Source organism: Thermomicrobiales bacterium (genome assembly GCA_023954495.1).
In the GTDB taxonomy this organism is placed as follows: domain Bacteria; phylum Chloroflexota; class Chloroflexia; order Thermomicrobiales; family CFX8; genus JAMLIA01.
The window spans coordinates 23,025-29,304 of the sequence record JAMLIA010000037.1; the positions used below are offsets into that span (position 1 = coordinate 23,025).

Here is a 6,280-nt window from a genome sequence, read left to right on the forward strand (position 1 = left end):
AGGCTGGCAGCGATCAGGACATCACGACAACAAGCGCAAACAGGCCACAGTCAAGCCTGCGTACTGCAACGCTGCGGCAGGATTCAGGCGCTTCAGCAGGCTGGCACGCGTGATGAGCGCATAGCCGAGCAGCACGCTGCCAATCACCGCGCCAGTCCACCATCCGGCCGGAGGCCAGTAATAGAGCGGCCAGGCAAGCTCGGCAGCCGCGATCGCGCCAACCAACGCATACGCCTGTCGACGCAGCGGATAGGTTGGTATGCCATCGTGAACCTGGAGCAGGATCAGCGCCGATGCGATGAACACCGTCGGGGCGGTGAAGAGCAGCCGAGCCTGGTATTGCAGCAACGCCGCGATCACAACGTAGGCGACAATCAGGCTCATGCCAACGTGAACCAGCAACAACGGATCATCGCCGGGACCGTCGGCCGAGACCACCTCACGTATGCTCAGTGACGCGAACGTGCCCGACGCGGCGACCACCGCAGCCATCACGATCACCGGAGCCGTGTGATACCGCGCGACAAGCAACGCCGACGCAATCAACAGCATCGACGGAAGGATCCAGGCAGTCGGCAGGGGCGGGTATGGCGTATAGCCCAATGGACGACGATCGTACAAGCAGTGCACCTGCCAGCCGAGCCCGATGGCAGCGAGCAGTGTCAGCACGAAAAACAGCCTCGCACCGCTATCGATTAGCGGCACGTCAAGGATCGAGGGACGCGCATGGCGCGCATAGAAGCCCAGAGCCAACGCCAGGACCCCGGCCGCCGCGGACAACGCCATGGCCGGCGGGATTGTTAGTTGCGGAGGCGGTATCGACCGTCTATGCATCGTCGATCCCCGCTGCCTGCAACGCGCGTAGAATATCGCGTTCGCTGATCGCACCTCGGCGTAGCACTTTGAACTTTGCAGCGGTCGCGTCAACAACGGTCGACGCCGGCCCGTCACCAGAGCGACCGCCGTCCACGACAAAGGCCACCCGATCACCGAGGCGTTCGCGTACTTCTTCTGCCGTCCGGGCCTCGGGACCGCCAGAGCGGTTCGCGCTCGTGACGGCGAGCGCCCCGCCCGCCGCCCGAATGACCGCCAGCGCCAACGGATGATCCGGCATGCGCAGTCCAACCGTATCGCCGCCGCGCGTGACTTCCGTCGGCACGTCCTCGTTGGCCGGCACGACGATCGTCAACGCGCCGGGCCAGAATGCATCAGCAAGCACACGAACAGCATCCGATATGTCAGGCGAAAACCGGGCAACGTCGGCCGGTCCGGCGACGAGGATTGGTAACGCCTTATCCCCGGAGCGACCTTTGATGGCGTAGATCCGGCGCAGCGCGTCGCGTCGATGCAGCGACGCAGCCAGCCCGTACACCGTATCGGTCGGTATCGCGATGACGCCGCCGCTCTCGAGCGCTTCGAGCGCATCTGCAATGCGGGGGTCAGCAGCGCCATTCCCAACGTCTGATTCATCGGCTGGACGAGCGGACATCATTCCTCCACCGCCATGTCGGCGTTTCTACAACTGCGCCTTTATCTGGCGGGCGAGTTCACGTCCGATGCCTTCGACTGCCGCGATGTCGTCCTCCGACGCCTCACGAATCCGCTTGACACTGCCAAACGCCTGAATCAGCGCCTTCTTGCGCTTCGGGCCTACCCCGCGCAAGTCATCGAGCGCGGAACGAATGGCCGCCCGCTCGCGCTTCTGGCGAAGGACCGACACGGCAAAACGGTGTGCTTCGTCGCGCACGCGCTGCACGAGATAGAGCGCCTGCGAGTCACGGTCCAGAACAACAGGCCACGACTGCCCCGGCAGGAACAGCTCTTCGTTCTCCTTTGCCAACCCAACGATCTGCGAACTGAAACCGACTTCGGTAAGCGCTTCGATCGCTGCGTTCAGCTGCCCCTTGCCGCCGTCGATGATGACCAGATCAGGTTGACGCGCCCACGATTCGGTGTCTGGTTCAGTCGCCAGGCGCCGGAAGCGTCGCCCGACGACTTCCTTCATTGCAGCAAAGTCGTTCTGCCCCTCAACACTCTTGATCGAGAAGCGCCGGTAGTCGCTCTTCTTCGGCTTGCCGCCCTCGAACACGACCATGGATGCCACCATGTTCGTACCTTGCAGTGTCGATATATCGAAGCACTCGATTCGCCGCGGCAGGTCCGGCAACTCCAGCGCATCCGCCAGCTCGGTCAGCGCAGCCGTCATCCGCTGCTCGTCATTCAGCCAGCGCAGGCGCGTCTGCTCGAAGTTCTCGGCGGCGCTCTTGGCCACCATCTCGACCAGCCGGCGCTTCTCGCCCCGCTGTGGCACCGTCAGCTTCACCCGACCGCCGCGTCGCTCGGCGAGCCAGCCACGCAGGATCTCATCATCGCCCGGCAGGTGCTCAACGATCAACTCGTTCGGCACAACAGCAGCATCCAGATAGAACTGCGAAATGAAGCTGGCGATAATTTCGGAGGGCAGGTCGTCAATCCGTGAGCCGGACATGACGAAGTGCTCGGACCCCAGGATCTTGCCATTTCGAATCATCGCCACCTGCACGACCGCGTCGCCGCCAGGTGACTGATACACAGCGATAACATCGGCATCGTCACCTCTGCTGGAGACAATCTTCTGGCGTTCGAGGACATGCTCGATCGCCGAGATCTCATCGCGCAGCTTTGCGGCGCGTTCGAAGTCCAGATCCTCGGCCGCCCGCTCCATGCGATCGCGCATCTCCGGTAGCAGATCTTCGCCGCGTCCCTGCAGGAACAGCGCTGCGCCTTCAACCGCAGCAGCGTACTCCTCCCGCGAGGCAGCGCCGATGCACGGCCCCAGGCAGCGCCCCATGTGGAAATACAGGCACGGCCTCGGCGCGTCGCCGGTGATGGTGATATCGCACGGACGATACGGAAACAGGCGGTTCAGCAGGTCGAGCGTACGGTGGACTGACCCAGCCGACGTGTACGGCCCGAAGTAGCGTCCGCCGTCCTGAACGATCCGGCGGGTTGAGATGACACGCGGCCACTCTTCGTTCGTGATCTTGATGTAGGGGTAGGTCTTATTGTCCTTGAGCCGGACGTTGTAATGCGGCTGAAAGCGCTTGATCAGCTCGTTCTCGAGGATCAGCGCCTCGCTGGCGGTGTCAGTCCGGATGACATCAAAGTCGACGATGTGGCTGACAAGCTCGCGCGTCTTCGGATCCGGGTGTCGGCTCTCCTGAAAATAGGAGCGCACGCGCGAGCGAAGTGATGCCGCCTTGCCGACGTAGATCACGTCCCCGGCAGCGTTCTTCATCAGGTACACGCCCGGGTCGGTAGACAGGGCGGACAGGCGGTCGGCAAAGCGCGTACTCATACCGTAATTGTACCGTCATAGCCAAGTCACCCGGCCCACCAACCTTGACCCTGAGTCAGCGTCCGGGCATACTGTACGTACACCTCGGTCCGGAGGTGATCTCGGCGTTGTATCGCGTCGGATACACTTGTGTGTTCGAGATTGCCACGGATCGTGAGAGAAGGCCGAATCGACATGCAGAGCCGCGAAATACGACAGAAGTTCGTTGAGTTCTTTGCCGAGCACGGGCACCTCAATGTGCCCTCGTCATCGCTCATTCCGCACAACGACCCGACCGTCCTGCTAACGACCGCCGGGATGCAGCAAATGACGCCCTATTTCCTCGGAATCGAGCAGCCGCCGGCTTTGCGCATGACCTCGGTTCAGAAGTGCTTCCGCACGGTCGACATCGACGAAGTTGGCGATGAGAGCCACAGCACCTTCTTTGAGATGCTCGGCAACTTCTCGGTTGGCGATTACTTCAAGCGTGACGCAATCCGCTATGCCTGGGATCTCCTGACCGTCGTTTACGAGATTGCGCCTGAACGACTGCGAGTCACAATTCGCCCCGATGACGACGAAGCTCGCCAGCTCTGGATGGATGTCGTCAATTTGCCAGCCGATCGGATCCATGAAGATCCGTCGAACACCTGGGGACCAGTCGGCGACACCGGACCGTGCGGACCAGACAGCGAGATCTACGCCGACCGCGGCCCGCAATACGGTTGCGGCGAGCCGGACTGCGGCCCGAACTGCCCGCGCTGCGACCGCTGGATGGAGCTCTGGAACCTCGTCTTCATGCAGCAGTTCAAGGAGCCGGATGGTTCGCTCCGCGAGCTGGAGCGCAAGAACATCGACACCGGCATGGGCCTGGAGCGCATCTCGCTCATCTTGCAGGATGCGCCGACGATGTACGAAACCGACCTGCACCGCCCGACAATCGAACGCGCCGCCAGCATTGCCAACGTCACCTACGGTGCAGACGAGCGCATCGACCGCTCATTGCGCGTCATCAGCGACCACGTTCGTGGGGCGACGTTTCTCATCATGGATGGCGTGCTCCCGGGCAACGAGGGACGCGGCTACGTCCTGCGGCGCATCCTCCGGCGCGCCGTCCGGCATGGTCACGCGGCTGGTATCGAGCGACCGTTCCTCGTCGAGATCGTCGACGCGATCATGGAAAACTACCGCGACTTCTACCCGGAGATGGTCTCGCGAGCCGACACGATTCGGCGCGTCGTAGCCAACGAAGAGCAGTCCTTTTCCCGCACGCTCGCAAATGGCATGGCCCGATTTGGTGATGTCATCGAGCAGCTTCGGGCATCAGGCGGCTCGACGATCTCCGGCGAAGATGCGTTCCGTCTGTATGACACGTTCGGGTTCCCAATCGAGCTAACGGCGGAGCTCGCTGCTGACGCGGGAGTCGAACTCGACAGCGACGGTTTTAGCGCCGCGCTGGATGAATCGCGTGCGCGCAGTCGGCAGCATCTGGCGACGTTCGCCGATTCCTCGCGCGACCGCACCCAGCTCTACGCGGCAGCCACGGTCGGCGCTGTCGAATTCCTTGGTTACGAAACCAACAGCGCGTCCGGCACGGTTGCCGATATATTCGGCGGCGACGCTGCTGTCGAGCAACTCGACGCCGGGCAGGCCGGCGAGCTGGTGCTTGATCGCACGCCGTTCTATGGCGAGTCCGGCGGTCAGGTTGGCGACACCGGTGCGATCACGACCGAGACCGGTGTCTTCCAGGTGCACGACACACAGCGCCCGTCGCCAACGCTCATCGTCCACATTGGCGAGGTAAGCGAGGGCTTCATTCAGCGCGGGCAAACTGCGCAAGCCGTCGTCGATGCCGACCGCCGCAACGCGATCCGCCGCAACCACACGGCGACGCACGTTCTCCATCGCGCGTTGCGCATGATCCTCGGCGAGGATACACACCAGGCTGGGTCGCTCGTGGCTCCGGATCGTCTGCGCTTCGACTTCACCAGCGCAACGCCACTCGGTCCCGAAGGCATCCAGCGCGCAACCCGGATCGCCAACGACGTCCTGCTCAGCAACGACCAGGTGACAACCGATGTCATCCCATACGACGAAGCTGTCGCGCGCGGCGCAATGGCGCTGTTCGGCGAGAAATACGGCGATGTCGTTCGCATGGTCTCGATCGGCGACTTCTCGCGCGAGCTGTGCGGCGGCACACACGTCGCCCAGGCATCGGAGATCGGGCCAATCGTCGTTCTCAGCGAGTCGTCGATCGGCTCAGGCGTGCGCCGCATCGAGGCACTGACAGGACGTGCAGCGTTGGAGCATTTGCAGCAGCTACAGCAGGTCGCGAACGATGCGGCTCGGTTGCTGCACGTACCTGCCGAATCGCTGGCAGACCAGCTTCGCGACCTGCAAGCCGAGCTACGCGACCGCGACCGCACGATCGACGAGCTACGCCTGGCGTCAGCGACATCCAACATCGACAGCATGCTCAGCGCAGTCACGGACGCCAACGGCGTGCCGGTACTCGCGACCCGCGTTTCGGCCGACGATCGCGACACGATGCTGCAGATCGGCGACCGCCTGCGTGACCGACTCGGTTCGGGCGTGATCGTCCTCGCCAGCGTGATCGACGACAAGCCCGCGCTCGTCGCGATGGTGACCAAAGACCTGACCGGCAACGGCATCAGTGCCGGGAAGATCATTCAGGAGATCGCTCCAGTTGTTGGTGGGCGGGGCGGTGGACGACCCGAAATCGCCAACGGCGGTGGAACAGACGCAAGCCGGCTTGATGAGGCGCTTGGTGCCGTCGCGGCAGCAGTGATTCGTCAGGTCAACGGATAGGAACCGCTGCACAACTCGCAGACGGCTCGTCCGTGTGCTCACGCGGCGGTTCCCTGACAGGGGAGAGTTATGGCTGCTCGGCACACTGACTATGTCACCGTTTCCCGGACTGACGACCTGATTGAGGTCGAGCGG

4 protein-coding genes are annotated in these 6,280 nt (G+C 63.1%); 1 reads left to right on the forward strand and 3 read right to left on the reverse strand.

Features of this window, described 5'->3' with window-relative positions; genetic code table 11:
• Positions 1-21: 21 nt before the first annotated feature.
• From M9890_08870 to uvrC, 3 genes are read right to left on the reverse strand one after another with little or no spacing between them, the layout of a single operon-like run.
• Entirely contained in the window at positions 22-834 is an 813-nt protein-coding gene (locus M9890_08870; protein ID MCO5177064.1) for a hypothetical protein, read from the reverse strand.
• A complete protein-coding gene (locus M9890_08875; GenBank protein MCO5177065.1) occupies positions 827-1,489 on the reverse strand; it encodes an L-threonylcarbamoyladenylate synthase in 663 nt (220 codons plus the stop codon). Before M9890_08875 ends, M9890_08870 begins: the two co-directional genes overlap by 8 nt.
• Positions 1,490-1,516: 27 nt before the next feature.
• Positions 1,517-3,337 (reverse strand): excinuclease ABC subunit UvrC, encoded by a 1,821-nt coding sequence (gene uvrC, locus M9890_08880; protein ID MCO5177066.1) that lies wholly within the window; start codon positions 3,335-3,337, stop codon positions 1,517-1,519.
• Positions 3,338-3,511: 174 nt separating this feature from the next.
• Between uvrC and alaS the strand changes: the two genes are divergently transcribed.
• Positions 3,512-6,145, forward strand: a complete 2,634-nt coding sequence (alaS, locus tag M9890_08885) for an alanine--tRNA ligase (GenBank protein MCO5177067.1) — start codon at positions 3,512-3,514, stop codon at positions 6,143-6,145.
• Positions 6,146-6,280 lie beyond the last annotated feature (135 nt).